The organism is Thermophagus sp. OGC60D27 (assembly GCF_052400625.1).
Taxonomy (GTDB): Bacteria; Bacteroidota; Bacteroidia; order Bacteroidales; family Marinilabiliaceae; genus Thermophagus.
The window spans coordinates 70,531-89,732 of sequence record NZ_JBQTGH010000001.1 but is presented as its reverse complement, the minus strand read 5'-3'; the positions used below and the strand labels follow the sequence as shown (position 1 = coordinate 89,732).

At 45.0% G+C, this 19,202-nt stretch carries 14 protein-coding genes; 10 read left to right on the top strand and 4 right to left on the bottom strand.

Annotated elements, in window-relative coordinates:
* Positions 1-107: 107 nt before the first annotated feature.
* On the bottom strand, positions 108-746 hold the full coding sequence (locus ACT29H_RS00340; RefSeq protein WP_444819598.1) for a hypothetical protein: 639 nt from the start codon (positions 744-746) through the stop codon (positions 108-110).
* A gap of 195 nt (positions 747-941) precedes the next feature.
* On the opposite strand from ACT29H_RS00340, the gene ACT29H_RS00335 reads away from it, so the two are divergent.
* Positions 942-1,676: a DUF6261 family protein gene (locus ACT29H_RS00335; RefSeq protein WP_444819597.1), complete on the top strand. Its 735-nt coding sequence runs from the start codon at positions 942-944 to the stop codon at positions 1,674-1,676.
* Positions 1,677-1,790: 114 nt separating this feature from the next.
* Here the strand turns inward: ACT29H_RS00335 and ACT29H_RS00330 are convergent, their stop codons facing one another.
* Positions 1,791-2,051, bottom strand: coding sequence for a hypothetical protein (locus ACT29H_RS00330; protein WP_444819596.1), 261 nt, complete (start codon positions 2,049-2,051; stop codon positions 1,791-1,793).
* Between the two features lie 611 nt (positions 2,052-2,662).
* Positions 2,663-4,720 (bottom strand): acetate--CoA ligase family protein, encoded by a 2,058-nt coding sequence (locus ACT29H_RS00325; protein ID WP_444819595.1) that lies wholly within the window; start codon positions 4,718-4,720, stop codon positions 2,663-2,665.
* A 383-nt stretch (positions 4,721-5,103) separates the two neighbouring features.
* Between ACT29H_RS00325 and hydE the strand changes: the two genes are divergently transcribed.
* The 3 genes from hydE (at position 5,104) to pgl (ending at position 8,657) form a co-directional block, all read left to right on the top strand.
* Positions 5,104-6,192 (top strand): [FeFe] hydrogenase H-cluster radical SAM maturase HydE, encoded by a 1,089-nt coding sequence (gene hydE, locus ACT29H_RS00320; RefSeq protein ID WP_444819594.1) that lies wholly within the window; start codon positions 5,104-5,106, stop codon positions 6,190-6,192.
* A 191-nt stretch (positions 6,193-6,383) separates the two neighbouring features.
* Positions 6,384-7,898: a glucose-6-phosphate dehydrogenase gene (gene zwf / locus ACT29H_RS00315; RefSeq protein WP_444819593.1), complete on the top strand. Its 1,515-nt coding sequence runs from the start codon at positions 6,384-6,386 to the stop codon at positions 7,896-7,898.
* A 42-nt stretch (positions 7,899-7,940) separates the two neighbouring features.
* Complete coding sequence (gene pgl / locus ACT29H_RS00310; protein ID WP_444819592.1) at positions 7,941-8,657, top strand: 6-phosphogluconolactonase; 717 nt, start codon at positions 7,941-7,943, stop codon at positions 8,655-8,657.
* 36 nt (positions 8,658-8,693) lie between these two features.
* Here the strand turns inward: pgl and ACT29H_RS00305 are convergent, their stop codons facing one another.
* Complete coding sequence (locus ACT29H_RS00305) at positions 8,694-13,166, bottom strand: translocation/assembly module TamB domain-containing protein (protein ID WP_444819591.1); 4,473 nt, start codon at positions 13,164-13,166, stop codon at positions 8,694-8,696.
* Between the two features lie 422 nt (positions 13,167-13,588).
* Between ACT29H_RS00305 and ACT29H_RS00300 the strand changes: the two genes are divergently transcribed.
* The 6 genes from ACT29H_RS00300 to ACT29H_RS00275 all read left to right on the top strand — a co-directional run bounded on the left by ACT29H_RS00300 (position 13,589) and on the right by ACT29H_RS00275 (position 19,187).
* Complete coding sequence (locus ACT29H_RS00300; RefSeq protein WP_444819590.1) at positions 13,589-14,014, top strand: acetolactate synthase; 426 nt, start codon at positions 13,589-13,591, stop codon at positions 14,012-14,014.
* A gap of 6 nt (positions 14,015-14,020) precedes the next feature.
* The gene (locus ACT29H_RS00295) at positions 14,021-15,331 is read left to right on the top strand and encodes a phenylacetate--CoA ligase family protein (RefSeq protein ID WP_444819589.1); all 1,311 of its coding nucleotides are present in this window, start codon (positions 14,021-14,023) and stop codon (positions 15,329-15,331) included.
* 83 nt (positions 15,332-15,414) lie between these two features.
* Positions 15,415-16,746, top strand: coding sequence for a pyridoxal phosphate-dependent aminotransferase (locus tag ACT29H_RS00290; RefSeq protein ID WP_444819588.1), 1,332 nt, complete (start codon positions 15,415-15,417; stop codon positions 16,744-16,746).
* Between the two features lie 301 nt (positions 16,747-17,047).
* On the top strand, positions 17,048-17,281 hold the full coding sequence (locus ACT29H_RS00285) for a 4Fe-4S dicluster domain-containing protein (RefSeq protein ID WP_444819587.1): 234 nt from the start codon (positions 17,048-17,050) through the stop codon (positions 17,279-17,281).
* Between the two features lie 51 nt (positions 17,282-17,332).
* Positions 17,333-18,418 (top strand): 3-methyl-2-oxobutanoate dehydrogenase subunit VorB, encoded by a 1,086-nt coding sequence (locus ACT29H_RS00280; RefSeq protein ID WP_444819586.1) that lies wholly within the window; start codon positions 17,333-17,335, stop codon positions 18,416-18,418.
* Positions 18,390-19,187, top strand: coding sequence for a thiamine pyrophosphate-dependent enzyme (locus ACT29H_RS00275; RefSeq protein ID WP_444819585.1), 798 nt, complete (start codon positions 18,390-18,392; stop codon positions 19,185-19,187). The genes ACT29H_RS00280 and ACT29H_RS00275 overlap by 29 nt, the downstream gene beginning before the upstream one ends.
* The last annotated feature ends 15 nt before the right edge of the window (positions 19,188-19,202 follow it).

Sequence of the window (19,202 nt, the reverse complement as noted above, 5' to 3'; positions counted from 1 at the left end):
GCACATAAAAGTTGCGATCAGAATTGAGGAGATCGATATTCTGACATGCCAAGTAAAACATGAAGGAGTATTTTAAGTGCTCTTACATCTAGCCATCTTACATCTAATCATCTTACATCTAACAATCTATAAAAGTATATCCCTGTGAAGTTTGAAAGCTTTGTTCCGAAACGTCGGAACAGGGCTTTCTTTTTTTGAGCTTTTAATGTGTTTGTTTGCCGGAATCTTCCTGCAGCGATGTAATAGCCTCCAGAGTGATTTGAAACCTCACTGCAGCGATGTAACAGCTTCCAGATTGATTTGAAACCTTGCTGCAGCGATGTAATAGCCTCCAGATTGATTTGAAACCTTGCTGCAGCGATGTAATAGCCTCCAGATTGATTTGAAACCTTCCTGCAGCGATGTAATAGCCTCCAGAGTGATTTGAAACCTTGCTGCAGCGATGTAATAGCCTCCAGAGTGATTTGAAACCTCGCTGCAACGATGTAATAGCTTCCAGATTGATTTGAAACCTCACTGCAGCGATGTAACGGCTTCCAGAGTGATTTGAAACCTTCCTGCAGCGATGTAATAGCCTCCAGAGTGATTTGAAACCTTCCTGCAGCGATGTAATAGCTTCCAGAGTGATTTGAAAGCTCGCTGCAACGATGTAACGGCCTCCAGAGGAGAATATTCAGAGAATATTCACGGAACAGTGTCCCTATCAGAAAAGTGACAAGGAAACGCCATTTAATGCGCATTCCCATTGCTGGATCGATGATTTTATGGGGTTGGAGCAGGATTAATAATTCTTAATATTGTGGCGAGATTCCAATTTATTAATGGATTTTAGAAGATATGAACACAAAATTTCATAAAAAAACTTGAAAATTTTTTGTTCAAATTTTAAATTGGAGACGTGTGAAATAAACTTTAGTTTTTAACCTTTAAAAGTTAAGAATATGTTTATTGCCGCGTTAATTCACAATTTCAGGAACAGCGAGTTTGTTCAGTTTATTAAGAATATACTGAACATTGTGGGGAGTCATGACCCAGAATTGCTGAATGTAAAGAATGTTTATGATGACCTGTCGGCTCTGAGTTCTCAGATTTCCGAATTGTACAAGCCCGAAACGGGCAGTGACATTACTCAGGAAATTCAGGAACTGGATGAGCGGCGCGACCGCGCCTTTACCGGTATTTACCGGTTTATTGATGCCTTTTCTTACCATTTTGATGCGGAAAAACGCGAGGCAGCCACCCGGCTTTATGATGCCATCTTGTTGTTTGGCGGCGGTGTTGCCCGGCTCAATTATCAGGCAGAGACCAGCACCATTGCCGGGATCATCAATAAATTTCGGACCGATACCGATTTGGTGGAGGCGGTGGCAAAGATTGAAGGTTTGGCCGAATGGCTGAACGAGATGGAGGAGGCTAACAAGCTCTTTGATGAGGCTTATCTGAAAAGAGTAAAAGAAGAGGCTGCCAAACCCGAAGTGAGAATGGCCGACCTTAGGAAGGAGATTATCGGTGTTTACCGCGCCTTGTTGCAGCACCTGGAAGCCAATGCTATTGTGTCGGGCAACGATTCTTATCAACAGGTGGCAAAGGAGATCAATGAAGTGATTGAGAAGTATAACCGTGTGGTGGAAACCCGTTCTTCTACCTCCGGAACCAAGGAAGAGGTGGATCAGTGAGGGCTAAAGCGTTTTTTTGATAGCTGAGGTCGGGTCAAGGGGCTCGGCCTCGTTTGTTTTATTTTTTGAGTTGGTGTTGAGGTGTTTGGTCTTTATGCGTTGGCGATACCTAATTTACCGTTGGTAATCAGGCGTGCCTCCTCCAAAAGGATTTTGCTTGTCGGGGAAGATGCCTTCTTGTTTGGATGAGGTATTTTCGGAATCTGTAAAACCTTCTGAAAAATTGTTTGATGACATTCCTATTGGAGGATCACCAATCACGCCACTGTTCCCCATCAAAATAATATCTCTGTCCAGGTTAACCACTTCCAGGACAGGTGCTCGGTAGTGTTTTTTACTATTGTTTGTTGTATCTATATCAATCCCTCTTTTCATCCGTATTAAATTTATTTAGCAAGATCAGACAGAACTTGCATGACTCAGTTTGTAAATGTTCATGTTTGGCTCATCGTAGATGGTCATGCTTGTTTCATTAAGTATTCGATCTTTTCATGTTTGTTTGATGCGTTAGTCCTTAAGCGCATTATGGTTATTCTACTTAGGGATTATGATTAAGTGACTAATTGTCAAATGTAAAAAACTCTTTTACTTTCTTTATACACCAATTGAGGGCGCGAAGATTGCAAAAAATGAGGAAAAACCCATTGTGAAAGGACTAAATAAAGGTTTTTTTTGATGAAGGTAGTTTATCGGCAGACAGAATTGGAATTGGTTGTCTAGCATTGAGTAACGTTATTCGTTTTGCTATTTCCGAAATAATGGTGAGATGCCAATGGCAAATAAAGTTATCGGCATCAATTTTTTATGGGGATATCCCCTAAATAAAGGCCATTGTTGCCTTTCGGCCTTAATTGATTTATTCTTTTTTAGCAAAGGGTTGTGCCTTTACGTTTTATTTTGTGGAATTCATGGAGCAAAAATTGCCTTAAAATGGGGAATAGATTCCTCAAAAAAGTAGTAAAAATGAGGAATGTATTCCACAAAATTTATTTTTCAATTCTCATTCTGGCATCTACCACTCTGATCTCTTTGCTGTTTCCGATGAGTGGGTTTAGGTCCATCTCTTTTATTTCGGTGGCGAAGCGCAACAGGGTAGAGAGGCGTACAATGATTTCCACAAACTGATCTTCGTTGATGCCTTCCTGCCCTCTAATGCCACGTATGATGGGATAGCTTCTGAGGCTGCGCACCATAGACCGTGCTTCGTTGAAGGTGAGCGGCGCCAGTCCGCTGGAATGATCGCCCAGGGCTTCCACAAAGATGCCACCCAATCCGCACAGGATGACATGGCCAAAGGTGGGCTCGTATTTGGCGCCGATAAAAAGCTCGGTGCCTGTCTGCATCTTTTGAATCAGCACCGATCTTACCCCTTTGATTTTCCGCATTCGCTTATACTCGGAAATGAGGTGTTCGTCCGATTTGATGTTGAGCGTCACACCCCCCACGTCGGATTTATGAACCGGCCCAATGACCTTCAGGGCGACCGGGTATTCGAACTGACGTGCCAGGGAGAGGAGCTCTTTTCGGGAGGTGGCCACCCCTTCCTGAACCACCGGAATGCCTGCCGCCCGCAACAGGTCGTTGATGGTGCCGGGATCCAGGAAACCCTCGGGTGCCGCTTTTATAATGGTGCGTATCTCCGTGATGTCGATATCATCTTTAAAGATTTTCTCATCGGCCGGATCGGGCGCCTGATTGATGGTGGTCAGGGCGCGTCCCAACACCACTTCGTCAGGGAAGTTGATGTGTCCGTGCGAGAGGAAAAATTCCACCTCTTCTCGGGCACTGCTGATAGAAGGGAGGATGGGGAAGACCGGTTTACGGCATTGTTTCATCTTTTCATGAATGGTCTGGTAGGCATCGAAGACGCGCGAGAGGCCCGTACTGCCAAAGATGACAATCATCCCGTGAATGTGATCCATCCGGGTGTCACAATATTCAATGACACGACCCAGCTGCTCTGCCGTTCCGGTGGCCAGGATGTCGATGGGGTTGGAGGCCGATGCGCCGGGATTCAGCAAGCTCAGCAGATGATCACGATCTTTGCCTTCAATGGGAGGTATGGCCAGTCCGCCCTGCGACAAGGCATCGGTGAGCATGACGCCGGCACCGCCCGCATGGGTGATGATGGCCAGGTTCTTGCCTTCCAGTCTGGGATAGTTGAAGACCGAGGCTACGGTGGTGAGTTCTTCACGTCCAAAGCACCGAACGATGCCGGCCTTACGGAAGAGGGCTTCGACGGCCGAGTCGGCACTGGCCATGGCACCGGTATGAGAGGCGGTGGCGCGTTGTCCCGCCTCGGTAATGCCCGACTTAATGGCAGCGATGCGGCATCCTTTGCGGACCAGTGAAGAGGCATGCTTGAGCAGCTTGTCGGGATTTTTGATATGTTCCACATAGATGAGTTTGATGTTGGAACTTTCGCCCGGCACGTAGGCGTTATCCCAATATTCCAGGACCTCTTCAATGCCCAGCTGGGCGCTGTTGCCCACACTGATGAGCGACGAGAAGGTGAGTCCCTTGGGCAGGGCCGATTCCAAAATAAAGACAGCCGTGGAGCCCGACCCCGACACAAAATCGCATCCCTTGGGATCAAGCCGTGGTACGGGCGAAGTGAAAATACCACTGTATGTGGGTGTCAATACGCCGATGCAGTTGGGCCCTATCAGGGTGCCGTTGACTTTATTGATGATGTTTTTCAGCTCTTCTTCCAGCCTTTGTCCCTCGGGGCCATCTTCGCTGAAGCCTGCAGAAATGACAATGAATGCACGAGTCCCTTTTTGTGTCAGTTGTTGCGTTGCTGAAACACACAGTTGGGCGGGAATGGCCAATATGGCCAGCTCGGGCGTATGAGGCAAATCGGCCACCGATTTCCAGGCGGTGATGCCCTGTACCTTATCGTGGCCGGGGTTGATGACCGACAGGGTGCCTTTGTATCCCCCATCCAGAATGTTTTTCAGTATTTTACCCCCGGGTTTGGTAATGTCTTCCGACCCACCCACGACGACAATACTTTTCGGATTCAGCAGGCTTTCGTTGATCATGGCTGTTTTTTCATTTTGTGAATATTCAAAAATACTTTTAATCTAAGAGATATGCTTTGAGTTTTGTCAGGAAAAATGAGTGTTTCGTTATTGGGATCGATGAGAATGATCGTTGTCACTGCTCAAAAGCCACACATTATCGTCGGTCGGTAAGATTTTTCTTATTATTTTCGAAGATTCAATGTTGCCCAATTAAACGAGCAGGGACTATTCATCAGATTACAATAAAGAATGATAAAGACAGGGGACTGCCGGTTTTATTGGGCCAATGAGCTAGATAAGGATGAAATGAACATGACAACGTAGGGTTGTCACAACAAGAGTTATAGACCCTCTGGCATACGAGTTCCATCCAACCAATAACTTAAATTAATTTTATACGGATGAAACGGGATATCCGCGAAATAGCAGAGTCGGGAAGATGGAGTGTGGAAATACTCTCACAGTTGCTGTCGTTACGTGGCGAGGCGCAAAAGGCGTTGCTCTTGCTGGGCGGAGAGTATCTTCAGAACTATCGGGGCAGGGAGGTTTATTATCGTGGGTTGGTGGAGTTTTCGAACCTATGTACTAAAGACTGTTTCTATTGCGGGATCCGAAAGGGCAATCGCCATACAGAGCGATACGATTTGCCGGATGAGGCGATTATAGCAGCGGCGCGCTTTGCGCTTGAACACCGTTACGGCTCGCTGGTGCTGCAGTCGGGTGAGCGCGATGATCCTGCTTTTGTGGATCGAATGGATCGTCTGTTACAAATCATCAAAAAGGAGACAGATGGAAAATTGGGCATCACCCTTTCGTTGGGGGAACAGAGTCCGGAAACCTATCGCAGGTGGTTCAACAGTGGTGCCCACCGCTATCTGTTGCGCATCGAGACGTCGGATGAAACCCTTTACCGGCAACTGCATCCCGACAATGATAAACATCGGTTTCAAAAGAGAATGGAATGTTTGAGGTCTATTCAACGGGTGGGGTATCAGACCGGTACGGGGGTGATGATTGGTTTACCGGGACAGACACTGAACCATTTGGCCGAAGATTTGCTTTTTATAAAGACTTTTGATGTGGACATGGTGGGGATGGGCCCCTATATAGAGCATGAAGAGACACCGCTCTACGACAGAAGATCGGAGCTTTGGAGCCTGCAGGAACGGTTTCTGACTTCGCTCAACATGGTGGCTTGTTTGCGGTTGATGATGCCTGATATCAACATCGCGGCAACCACCGCCATGCAGGCCATCGATCCGGTGGGACGGGAAAAAGCCATTCAGGCCGGTGCCAATGTGATCATGCCCAACATTACCCCGTCGAACCACAGAAAAGATTATTTGTTGTATCAAAATAAGCCGTGTACCGATGAAGGGGCCGACGATTGTTCCCATTGTTTGTCCATTCGGCTGGAAATGATTGGTCACCATCCGGGATATGATCAGTGGGGCGATTCACCCCATTATTTTAAACGAATGCAACGGTAGGAGATCTCCTGTCGTTGCGGGACATAACCTGACGTCCCGCAGGTTGAAACAGATTGTATCAGTAAAACAAATAGCAGAAAATATGTTGACATTGAAACGAGCATGACAGGAGTGGTTTTCACCACAGACCATACAAAAAACTTAGGTATGTGAGTTTCATTAGAGCAATAAATGAGATAAAATTTATACGAATGAAGAGACCGGACAATCATATTTTAGTAATATTCGGCGCTTCGGGTGATTTAACCCGGCGCAAGCTGGTGCCTGCACTGGCCGATCTGCATAAACAAGAACTTTTGCCTGAGAAATTTGCCGTGCTGGGCGTGGGGCGGACTCCTCTTTCCGACGATCAGTTTCGTGAAAAGATGAGTACCGGGATTAGTGAGTTTGCCTCCAAAAAAGACGGAGTTCCCGAAGGGTTTTTAGAAAGGCTGCATTATTATGCTTTTAATACCAAAGAGGGGGGTGAGTATGAAGGGTTTAAAGAACGATTGCAGGCCCTGGACAGGGAAACGGGCAGCCAAAATAATTTTATTTTCTACCTGGCAACACCGCCTAGTATGTATTCTCTGATCCCACGTTATCTGGCTGAGCAGGGATTAAATAAAGATGATCAGGGTTTTAGACGCCTCATTGTGGAGAAACCGTTTGGTCGTGATCTGGAGAGTGCCCTGGAGCTCAACAAGGAGCTATTGGGGTATTTCAGAGAGGAACAGATCTATCGTATAGATCACTATCTGGGAAAGGAGACGGTTCAAAACCTTTTGGTAACCCGTTTTTCCAATGGAATTTATGAACCTCTGTGGAATCGCAATTACATTCATCATGTGGAGGTGACTTCTTCCGAAGACATTGGGGTCGGAGGACGCGGCGGATATTACGAAGAGTCAGGGGCTTTGAGAGATATGGTTCAAAATCACCTTTTATTGCTCACCAGCCTGGTGGCCATGGAACCACCGGCACTGATAAATGCTGAAAGTATTCGTGACGAGATTGTCAAGGTGTTGCAGTCGTTGCGGCCTATTTCCAAAGAGGAGGTGGAAAAATATGTAATTCGTGGTCAATATATAGAATCTCAGGTTCGGGGGCAGCAGGTTAAAGGGTATCGACAGGAGCAGGGTGTTGATCCCCAATCGCGGGTTGAGACCTTTGTGGCGATGAAGTTTTTTATCGATAACTGGCGCTGGGCAGGCGTTCCCTTTTATATTCGTACCGGTAAGATGTTGCCCACCCGGGTAACGGAGATTGTGATTCATTTTCAGCCTACACCGCATCACCTCTTTGCCGATGATGAGGCCATCATCCGAAATCAAAACCAGCTGGTGATACGTATTCAGCCCGATGAAGGTCTGCTGCTGAAATTTGGTATGAAAGTTCCGGGAGCAGGCTTCCGTGTGCAAGAGGTGAATATGGATTTTCATTATTCCGAATTGGCCGATGCCTATTTACCCTCTGCGTATGAACGTCTGTTGCTGGATTGTATGTTGGGCGATCCGACACTTTATTCCCGTGGCGATGCAGTGGAAGCCGCCTGGAAATTTATTGATCCCATTCTTCAAGCCTGGAAAGAGCAACCCTGTATCAAGGTTCATGGTTATCCTGCAGGATCATGGGGCCCAGAAGAGAGCGATGATCTGATTGAAGGAGAAATGACTTGGAGATATCCCTGTAAGAATCTCTCAGATGGCACTTATTGTGAGCTTTGAGAAGGGAAGTGGTCATTTCAATAAACTTAACCAAGACGAATTATGGAAACTAAAATATTCTATTCTAAAGAACAGCTGGCCCGCTATTTTGGAGATTGTCTGATCGAACTAACAGAAAAGAATGAGCTCATTCATATGGCCCTTTCGGGCGGGAGCACGCCGGAAACCATCTTCGATGTGTTGTCGCAGGAATATAAAAAGAGTATCAAATGGGACCGGATAAAGTTTTTCTGGGGGGATGAACGATGTGTGCCCCCCGATCATGCCGAGAGTAATTATCGGATGACCCGGGAACATCTCTTCGATCATACACCTGTTTTGCCGGAAAATATTTTCCGGATTAAAGGAGAATTGTCACCGGAGGAGGCGCGGGCGGATTATCGTCACATTTTGGAACGTGAGCTGCCCAAAGTCAACGGCCTACCTTGCTTTGATGTGATGTTGCTGGGAATGGGCGATGACGGACATACGGCCTCCATCTTTCCGCATGAAATAGCCCTTTGGGATTCGCCCGAATGGTGCGAGATTGGTACCCATCCCAAATCCGGACAAAAAAGAATCACACTGACAGGAAGGGTCATTAATAATTCCCGTGATATCGCCTTTTTGGTTACCGGAGAAAAGAAGGCTCCCAAGGTTCATGAGATCCTCAATCAAAAAGGGCAATATTTGAGCTATCCGGCTGCAAGGGTAAACCGAGAAAAAAGCCTTTGGCTGCTGGATCAAGAGGCCGCTCAGTGGTCAGAGACCGGAAGCTAGAGGCCAGCAACCAGACACACCATGTTTCTTTTCCTATTATCTACTCTGTGGATTCTGGCTTGTGTCTTCGTCCTCTTTTTTCCCGGTGATGGCTTTCCAATATTTATGGAGTAGGTCGGTGAATTTATCAAATTCTTCTTTAAAGGAGATCCCGATTCCCTGGGTCGTGGGTGAGGTTTCGTAGATGATATCATCATTGGAGCGGGTATATGCTTTGGCGCGGATGGTGCCGACGGGATTGAGTTTAACATCCATGTCAAAGTCACCCACCATTTTACTGGTGTTGGTTTGATATTTCCCATAGCCCACATTGCCGTTGATGGTCACCCGGTTGTTAAACATCTGGGTGGAGAGGGCCACTTCAATCTCTTCGCTGGTAAGGTTATCTTCGGGGCGATAGCTGACGCCCACATCCACATCACTGCTGATGTTGGAGAGCCAACGGCTCAGCTGATTGGAGAGCATCTCGGTGGTGGTTACCAGGGCGGCATTGTTGGTTTGTGTGCTCTCCGTATTTTCCATCCGCAGATAGTCGGGCGTGTAAAAACGATTCAGGACCAGCAGCGAGAGCACTTGTCGGTTCATTTCATCTTCGGAAGAAATTAAATCGAGAATATAACTTTCTCGGCTTTCGCTGAGGGTAGGAGCCTCGATGTCAAATTTAATACCGGGTCTTTCAAGAGGTCCGGAAAGTTTCAGGTTACAATAAATCGGAATCCGTCGGTAAATGTCCTGATTATCTCCTGAAACGCCGTCGGAGATGGGCCCAACCAAATCGGAGAGCGGGGCTTTTACTTTATAGACCGCCGTCATGTTGATTCGCGCTTTGTAGGGATCCCCCTGCCAGGTTACGTTCCCCCCCTGGTTGATGATGAATTTCTTATTGACAAGGTTTTGTAGAGAAAAGAGATATTCTCCGTCATTGATTTCGTACTCTCCAAAAAAGTTGAGATTCCCTTGTCGGTCGAGGAGAATTTGAATATTTCCGTTGCCGGTGGTACTAAGCATATCTCCGGCCGCAGAATCAAAAATGATTTCAATCTGTGCGGCAGGGGTGACTTCGATTTCCATGTTGAGTTCCATCCCCGAGAGGTCGGCAGTATATTTTTGAGAGTTGTTTTGGGCCGACAAAGTATTATTGCCGGAAGAATAATTCTTAGGAGAAACAAACCGGATAAAATTGCTTTGTTCAGCCTCTTCGGTGTCGTTCATGGGGATGAAGAAACGCGTATTGTCAAGGGTGGTGCCACTGATGGATAAGTCAAAGCTACCGGTGGTGCCGGTAACCAACAATTTCCCTTTGGCAAAAACGGTACCGTAATAATAGGGGTTGTCTTTTGCTTTTGTATCCAAAACCAGCTGGTTGTTGATATCTACCTGAAGGTTATATACCATGTTTTTAAACCCTGTATGGTAGATCGATCCATTGAAAGATCCGGTTTTTCCGTATTCGTCCTGAACAGTAACATCTCTGAAACGTATTTCATTGGGGTAAAACCAAACCGAATCTTTAATGCTGTAGGAAGTTTGAAGGAGGTCTACATTGAATTGTCCTTCGTCAACATTGACTTGTCCGGTAAACAGGGGTTTGCTCAAAGGGCCGGTTAAATTTAAATTTCCGGAAGCGGTAGCCTTAAAGTCTTGCAGTATCTTTCCGATAAACGTTTCCAGAAATGAGACATTTAGACGGTCCAGTTGCAGATCAACGGCTAAACTGTTGTCTCGTGGATTGATGGTTCCCTGTCCGGTAAGGGGTGTGCGATCTCCATCTTTCAAGGAAGTGTTGACAACCACTGCTTCTTTGTTTTGATCCCACCAGGAAGCAATAGAGAAGAACCCGGCAGTGTCGCCGTCAAAACTGAAATCGTCGATGGAAAGATTGGCTTTCCAGAGCGGCTCACGATAATAGTTTTTAATTTCCAGACTCCCGTTAATCATTCCCCCGAAATAGTGTCGGCCTTCTTCCTTTCTTCCTTTAAAGAGTTGAAAGATATCAATGTTGTCCATGAGAAGGCGCAACCCGTCTTCTGACTTCCGATGGAGAAAACCGTTTAGTGCCAGGCGCTGCTTCTGGTGATGAATATCAAGCCCCTGGATACTTATGGATTGTGGGGTGTAAAGAAGTCTGGCTTCATTGATGTTCCAGAGAGAGTCTTCCAGAATCATGGTTGACGGCTTTAAATGGGTGGCGAAATAGAATCCTTCGTTCTTTTCTCTCCGAAAGGCTGTGGTGGTGTAGATGGCCCCGCTGTTGGTAACCGCATCCCAATTATTCCAGAAAATGTTCATGTCCAGCGTATCTTTCCCGGCCATTTGATGAATGGAGAAGTTGTAGAGATTTAATTTGTCGTTCCAGTTGATCTGTTTGGCGCGGGTTACAATTTGCAGGTTCTTGGATCTATTGGTGTTGGCATAGATCTGAATGTCATTGGCAATGATGTTGTTAACGGACAGATTTTCAAATGAGGCATTGATATCAAAGATATGTTTGCGGAAATCCACTTCTCCTTTAAGGTTTCCTCTGTTGGCAAAGGAAAGATTGGGATAAAAGAGCTTCAGTACCTTGTCAAAACCATCGAAGGACACATCGAACTTAAATTGGTTTTCTGATATTGGTAGATGGGGCGTGGTGGGATGGACCGACGGAAGATAATCAGCAATCATTTGGAGAAAGGATTGACGAATTCCTGAAAAGTGGTATTCTCCGATCAGGTCTGCCTCAATAAAGTCGGACCGGAGAGATAATCGTTTCGTATTGTCATCTCTGAAAGCTTTCAGGGAGAGAGAGTCTATCTCGAGGGAGGTGTGAGGGGTATAAATTAAGCCATCCGAAATACTCACCAATCCGGAGAGATCATCAAGGTTATCACCTTCGAAATTGGCATTCATAGTGAGGGTGATAATGCCCTCTTCCAATCCGGGTAAAATATTTAATCGATCGGGCATAAAGTTTTCCACCATTGCCGTGAATTGAAACCTGGGGATGTGGGCCGACAGATCTATTTCGCCGTTGAAGTTCAGATTGCCGTATTGGTCAACAACAGCCACGGCACCATCAAATCTCTGGTGCGTGAGCAAGCCGTTAATGTCAATGTTTTGATATAAGTATTGGTTCCATTCAAACTTCTGAATTTTCCCATTTATGTAAGTGGCATAATTGGTTTTATTTTTCCAGGAACCGTTGATGTCTACATTCATCGATAGATCTCCAAATTGATGTTTGCGTCCGAGAATGTCATCCAGCTTAAAGTTGATGGTTTTCAATGCCCCGCTATAAGAAATTGATTGATCCTGGTTGAATGTTATTCCAATATCGGTACTGATACTCCCCATGGCGGTGGTGAAATTGCCGTATGCAACCAGGTCTGTGATGAACCCGGTGAGATTACCTCTGTATTGGATGGTTCCCAAAGCCGGTAAATGGTTGCCTTGCAGGCTTTGAGCACGACCCGCTATTCGAACCAGATCGGAAGGAGTGGTTTCCAGATTTTTGATATCCATGAACAGGAAAGTTTCCTGATAGTTGGAAAGATCGCTGATGTCGAAAGAGAGGTTGATTCTGGTTTCGCGGCCCAGAAGCAGAGAGATGTCACGACCTTTCAGGTTTTGTCCGGAGCCAAAAACCGTTCCCGAGAGTCCGAGGGATGTTTCAATTTGTGGGAATTTTTTCAGATAGAGGGCGATCTCTTTGGGCGACAGATAGATCTTTTTTATTTCTGCCAAAAACCGGTTGTTGCTTCCTGCAATGGTTTTTTCCGGATTTACCGGTATTTCAAAACGATCGATGTTGATTTCGGAAAAAGGAGTCTTAATGAAAAAATCATCAATGGAGATTTTATCCGGGCGTACTTGTCCCCGGGCGCCCCCGCTTTGGATAGAAAGGCCCAGTTTTTCATGAAGGGTTAGGTTGTTGAGCCTGAAGTTAAGTGAATCGGCCACACCCGATGTTCTTTCCAGATCGATGTTTACCTGATTAAAGGAGAGGGTATCGTGTTTGAGGTTGGGATTATGAAGCACGGAATGTGTAAAGGAGATATTTCCGTCATTGATGCGGAAGCCCCTGACCGAGTAGTGCCACTGAGAGGTGTCGGCACGATTGGAGCCAATGGAATCAATCAGGAAGTAGAAGTTCAATTTTTGGTTGTATTCGCTGATGTTTATTTGAGGTTGGTCTAGCGTCACCCTTCCGATGAAAAAATGCTTTTTCAGAAGTGAAAAATAGTCGATTTCGGCATGTACGCCCGGAGAAAAGAGTAGGGTGTCGTTGTTTAAATCGCGGATCAAAAAATTATCAAGTCGAATGCCTGAAAATGGTAAGGCCTGAACCCGACCAATGGATATTTCTGTGTTCAAATCGTTGCTCAGTCGCTGGGTGATGCCGGCAACAATCCTGGTTTGCACGCCGGGAAGCATAAAAAATACCGATCCCACCAGAGGGAGGCCTATCAGTATTCCCAGGAGTATGATTAGTATTTTGTTGTAATTTCTGGTCAATGTGGCGAAACGCATTTGTTGTTCGGTAATTCGGAATGTCCAAAACAGAAAACCCTCAGATCCTGAATTAGAATCTGTAAATGGTTGAAAACGGAATTTTTATTTTTTGTTAGGGGGCTGGCTCTTCGCGACGAAATGCTAAACTCTTTTGCCTGAAGGTTACTGTTTTGCTGTACACAGCAAAAATAGTGCAAAGAGTTTAGGTTTACCAAACAAAAATGTCCTATTCAGGAGAAAAGTTTGGAAAAGGGCATAAAATATTCCCCTTTTAGCAGATAATCTAGTTGGAGATGTATTGAATCATAGCATCTGGAGGCTATGGACAGCAGAAATAAAAAGGGATCCGATGGTGGTTCAAAGTTTTTGTTTCAAAAATTGAAAAAATTGTTAATAATTTGTAAATTTCCGTGGTTTTATTCAAAAAAAGAAATCGTTATATGGTCATTAAACAGTTGTCGATTTTTTTGGAAAATCGTTCCGGTCGCCTCAATGAAGTCTTTGGCATTCTTGGAGAGGCCAAAATCAATGTGTCGGCCTGCAGCATCGCTGATTCATCAGAATTTGGAATTCTCCGTATGATTGTTTCCGAACCTGAAAAAGCCTGGTCGGTCTTAAAAGAGCACAACTTTTCTGTGAATATGAATGAGGTTGTTTCATTTGCCACGCCCAATACGCCCGGAGCCCTGTCCAAAACGCTTGAAATACTTACGAATGCTGGTATCGATATCGAGTATCTCTATGGCTTTTCGCCGGGCGATAAATCCTTTATTGTATTGCGTTGCGATAATATTGAGAAAGCGCTTGCGGAACTTCAAAAGCATAAATTGGAGCTGATTTCTGCCAGTGATTTGTATAAATTTTAAAGTTTTATGGAACAATCGATATGGAACCGGCACTTTGAGACCATGCCCCGAGAAGAGATGAGGCAGGTTCAGCGTGACCGGTTACGAGACACCATTGAAAGGGTTTATTTCAATGTTCCTTATTACCGGTCAAAGATGCAGGAAAAAGGTCTGGGACCTGAGAATATTCAATCGTTAGACGATTTAAAACGGTTGCCCTTTACGACGAAACAGGATCTGCGTGATAATTATCCCTTCGGATTATTTGCGGTTCCCATGAGTGAAATAATTCGTCTTCATGCCTCGTCGGGAACCACAGGTCGGCCAACGGTTGTGGGCTATTCGCGAGGCGACATTGCGGTTTGGTCGGAGGTGATTGCGCGAACATTAACCGGAGCGGGCGTGGGGAAAAAGGATTTTATTCAAATCGCGTACGGATACGGATTGTTTACCGGTGGACTGGGTCTTCATTATGGCGGTGAGAAAGTAGGGGCATCGGTCATTCCCATATCGGGCGGTAATACCCGACGTCAATTGCAACTGATGAAAGAATTTGGTACTACCGTATTGGCCTGCACACCATCCTATGCTTCCTATTTGGCCGAGGCCCTTGACGAGAGCGGAATCGATCGAGACGAACTTAAACTGAGAGTGGGCATTTTCGGAGCCGAGCCGTGGACTGAGAACATGCGTCGCGACATAGAAAAAAAACTTAAAATAAAGGCTTTTGATATCTATGGATTAAGTGAAATAATCGGACCGGGGGTCTCTTTCGAATGTGGTTGTCAAAAGGGATTGCATATCAATGAAGACCATTTTATTCCGGAGATCATTGATCCGGATACTCTGGAAGTATTGCCCGAAGGAGAAGTGGGCGAATTGGTGTTTACTACTATTACAAAAGAGGGTCTTCCCATAATTCGTTACCGTACTCGAGATTTGACCCGACTTCACTATGGTGTCTGCGAATGCGGAAGAACTCTTGTGAGGATGGAAAAATGTACCGGTCGGAGCGATGATATGCTGATAATCCGGGGTGTGAATCTTTTTCCTTCACAAATAGAGAGTGTCTTGTTGGAGATGGATGAAACTACGCCGCACTACCTGCTGGTAGTGGATCGGAAAAATAATTTGGATACGCTGGAATTGCATGTGGAAGTGGAAGATCGCTTTTATAACGATAAAATCAGTGAACTGCAGAACCTGGGGAAAAAGATTAAAAATCAGATTGAAAGTACCATTGGGCTTTCGATAAATATCAAACTCGTAGAGCCTAAAACCATAAAAAGAAGTGAGGGTAAGGCCCGGAGGGTGATAGATAAACGAAATGTGGAATAATCGGGGAAAAGAAAAGGTCTATGCCCAAGACATTGATAGTAATTGCCTTGAGTAATAATTAAATCCCATAAAAAACTGTTTTAATGTCACCGAAGAATCCTTTTCCAATTAGTAAAGAGGTTATCACTCAATTATGTAACGAATATGGAATAACCAGTCTTTCATATTCCACTATTCGTCAGATTGTGCAATTGGTTAATCGTTTGGAGGATCTGCATGATGTGAAATTTATCCGAACCGAAATGGGAGTGCCTGGACTTAAAACACCCGAGTTGGGCGTTTTGGCAGAAAAGGAAGGCCTGGACCATGGCATCTCTGCTGTTTATCCACCGATTGAGGGGATGAAAGAACTGAAAGTGGAATTGTCAAGGTTTGCCCGTTTGTTTTTGGATATAGAACTCAGTCCCGAAGGATGTATCCCGACGGTGGGATCTATGCAGGCCTCTTATGTTACCTTTATGGTTGCGAGTCGATGTCATCCTCAAAAAAATACTACATTATTTATCGATCCCGGATTCCCCGTTCATAAAAGGCAATTGGTCTTACAGGGTATTCCGTACGAGAGTTTCGATATTTATAACTTCCGGGGTGACAAGCTGCGCCATAAACTGGAATCGCATCTGAAAAAAGGCAATATCAGTACCATCCTTTATTCCAATCCCAATAATCCTTCCTGGATCTGTTTTACGGAGAAAGAACTAAGCATAATAGGTGAGATGGCCAATAAGTACGATGTGATAGTGATGGAGGATTTGGCTTATTTCGGAATGGATTTTCGCAAACATTACGGAACACCCGGCGTACCTCCCAGTCAACCCACTGTGGCAAAATATACTGACAATTACGTGCTGCTGTTTTCCAGTTCCAAGATATTTAGCTATGCCGGCCAGAGGATTGGTGGTTTAATGATATCCGATAAATTATTTGAGCGCCGTTATGAAGGTCTTTTGCCTTTGTTTAATTCGGAGCGGTTCGGGATCGCCTTATTGCAGGGAGCCCTGTATGCGACCACTGCGGGTACTTCTTACTCTGCACAATGGGGCCTTGCGGCACTTCTCAAATCGGTAAATGATGGAAAATATGACTTTATAAGCCACATTAAAGAATATGGAGATCGGGCTACTGGGATGAAAAAGCTTTTTGAGAAGAACGGTTTCAAGCTTGTTTATTCCAAAGATGAAGACCAACCCTTGGCCGACGGATTTTATTTTACCATTTATTTTCCCGGTTTGACGGGTGAAGAATTGCTTTTTGAACTAATCCGATACGGAATCAGTGCCATCACTCTAGCGACAACGGGCAGCACTCGAACCGAAGGACTTAGGATCTGTGTATCGCAAACGGGCAAAGAGAGAATGAACGACCTTGCCATCCGTTTGAAATTATTTTCCGGTAGTCGATCATTGCATTCATAAAGAGTGTTTTATCGTTATTTTTTTTGAGGTTGTTTCGAAGATCGTTGGCCATTGGCGCGTTTGGGCGGGAGGCTTAATTTTGATTCAAAGGACCGGGGGAAAACAGTGCTGTATTCTTTGGCTTGGCTAAAATATAGAATGCATATAAATAATTATCTTAACTCCTTGATTTTTTAAAAGGTTACAAATTGTAATTGCATTTATTTGCTTTGTTTATAGGAAATAATGACAGGTGTCATGAGGTTGAATTACAAATTTTGGTTAAATTCGTAATGGAGTTAAAAAATCAAATTGATTTGTTATGGCAAAAATGATAGGAAGTATCGTGGTTGATACAGAAACCTGCAAAGGATGTTCACTTTGCGTGGAAGCCTGTCCGACAAATGTTATTGCATTGTCCGATAAAGTAAATGGAAAAGGTTATAATTATGCGTTTATGGCCCATCCGGAATCCTGTAACGGTTGTACCAATTGTGCAATGGTATGTCCCGATAGTTGCATTACGGTATACCGAAAGAAGTTAGAAATGGCGTGATGCCGTAATAAAGAGCTTTAAAGGAAATCAGAATTAAGAAACGATAAGCAAATGAGTGAACTAAGGTTGATGAAAGGCAATGAAGCGATTGCCGAAGCAGCTATCCGTTGTGGTGTAGACGGTTACTTTGGTTACCCGATTACGCCTCAGTCGGAAGTTATGGAAACCCTGATGGCACTAAAGCCATGGGAAACAACCGGAATGGTGGTTTTGCAAGCCGAAAGTGAAGTGGCATCCATCAATATGTTATATGGGGGTGCCGGATGTGGAAAGCGTGTTATGACATCTTCATCCAGCCCCGGAATTAGCTTGATGCAGGAAGGCATTAGTTATTTGGCCGGAGCAGAATTGCCCTGTCTGGTGGTTAATGTGGTTCGTGGAGGTCCGGGCCTTGGAACCATTCAGCCGTCTCAATCCGATTATTTTCAGTCGGTCAAAGGAGGTGGGCATGGTGATTACAAATTAATAGTTTTGGCGCCCGCTTCGGTTCAGGAAATGGCTGATTTTGTTGAGTTGGCTTTAGATTTGGCCTTCAAATACCGTAATCCGGCCATGATATTGTCTGACGGTATGATCGGTCAGATGATGGAGAAAGTGGAACTGAAACCGCAAAAAAAGCGTTGGACCAACGAAGAGATAGAAAAAATGTATCCCTGGGCCACTACAGGCAAGAAAAATGACAGGGAACGCAACATTATAACTTCGGTTGAGCTGGATTCAGAAAAACATGAGGAAGCTAACCGAAGGATTCAAAAAAAATATCAGGAAATACAGGAGAAAGAAGTGCGCTATGAGGCGATTGATACCGATGATGCCGACTATTTGTTGGTGGCTTATGGTAGTAGCGCACGTATTTCGTTAGCAGCTAAAGAGATCTTGAGGAAAAAAGGACTTAAAGTGGGTCTTCTTCGCCCCATAACTCTATTCCCGTTTCCGGTAAAACAAATTCAGGAGCTTGCAGGCCGGTTAAAAGGAATTCTTTCGGTAGAGATGAGTGCCGGCCAGATGGTGGAAGACATACGCTTGGCGGTTGATGGCCGTGTTAAAGTAGAACATTTTGGGCGTTTCGGAGGAGTAGTTCATTCACCTGAAGAGGTAGCCGAAGCCCTTGAACAAAAACTTACAGGAGGAAAGTAAAATGGCAGAAGTGATCAACGATATTAAAAAGCCTGAAAATATGGTTTACGGCAAAACGAAAGTTTTGACCGATAACATTATGCACTATTGTCCCGGCTGTAGCCATGGGGTGGTGCATAAAGTAGTGGCCGAAGTAATCGATGAGATGGGGATTCAGGATATTACGCTTGGTGTAGCTCCTGTTGGATGCGCGGTGTTGATTTACAATTATTTGGATATAGACTGGCAGGAAGCAGCGCATGGTCGTGCCCCTGCACTGGCAACTGCCATGAAGCGTTTGCGTCCCGATCGGTATGTTTTCACCTATCAAGGGGATGGAGACCTGGCAGCCATAGGAACTGCTGAAACCATACATGCCTGTAATCGGGGAGAAAATATTGTCATTATTTTTATTAATAATGGTATTTACGGTATGACCGGGGGTCAGATGGCGCCCACCACTTTGGAAGGTATGAAAACGGCGACCTGTCCCTACGGACGAGAACCTTCGCATGACGGAAATCCGTTGAGAATAACAGAATTGCTGGCTCAATTGCCGGGTACCGCCTATGTTACCAGACAATCGGTCCATACTGCAGGGGCTGTCCGCAAGACCAAAAAAGCGATCCGTAAAGCCTTCGAAAAGCAAAAAGAAAATAAAGGCACTTCTGTTGTGGAAGTGGTGTCTACCTGTAATTCGGGATGGAAAATGACCCCGGTACAAGCCAATAAGTGGATGGAGGAAAATATGTTTGCCTTTTATCCCTTGGGTGACTTGAAAGATGAATAAATTAAAATTAAGACT